General features: G+C 63.0%; 1 pseudogene. It reads right to left on the bottom strand.

Features of this window, described 5'->3' with window-relative positions:
- Nucleotides 1-686: pseudogene (locus EOA22_RS36115) on the bottom strand (autotransporter outer membrane beta-barrel domain-containing protein); the annotation flags it as partial.

Here is a 686-nt window from a genome sequence, read left to right as displayed (position 1 = left end):
CTATTACATGGCTGCCGACCGATGCGGCAAAGATGCCGTTGCCGGTGGTCGCGGCAATTGGACCCCCTGCGACCACCGTCGTCCTGCCCGTGCCGAGATTCTCGGCGTCGATGCCGAACCGGGCGTCAATCGACCCATTGGTGGTCACCTCGATATTGCCGGTTGCCGCACCTGGAACGATCACCGCCACCAAACCGGCGTTACCCGCCTGAAGGTCGCCATTGGCGGTCACCGCGATGTTGCCGGTCAGCGACTGGCTCTGCGCATCGATCGCGTCCTTGCCAAACGCCAGCGCGCTGACATTGTTGGTCTTGACCGAAACGCCGGTGCTGGTCGCTACGTCGCGGACGGTGATGCCTTCGCCTGTTGCCGCAGAGACACCTGCGGCGATGTTGATGTCGACCGAACCGGCACCTCCCGTCTGCGCCGCATCGAAGGCATTGCCGGTGCCGTTGTTGATGATGCTCCCACCCGTGTAGGTGATCACGCCGCCGGCTGCCGAGAGCGAGAGCGCCGCGGTGCCGCCAGCTGTTGGCATGTTGCCGGCATCAATGCTGATCGTGCCATTGTTGGTGACGTTGAGACCACCGGCGCCAGTGTTGGAAACTGCGAGGCCCTTGCCGCTTACCGTCGTTCCTGCATCGATGTTGAGGATGATCGGTGTTGCGATGGCACCAGAGTAAGCT

Source organism: Mesorhizobium sp. M7A.F.Ca.US.014.04.1.1 (assembly GCF_003998745.1).
Taxonomy (GTDB): domain Bacteria; phylum Pseudomonadota; class Alphaproteobacteria; order Rhizobiales; family Rhizobiaceae; genus Mesorhizobium; species Mesorhizobium ciceri.
The sequence above is the reverse complement of the archived record's forward strand: the minus strand, read 5'-3'. Positions and strand labels throughout refer to the sequence as shown.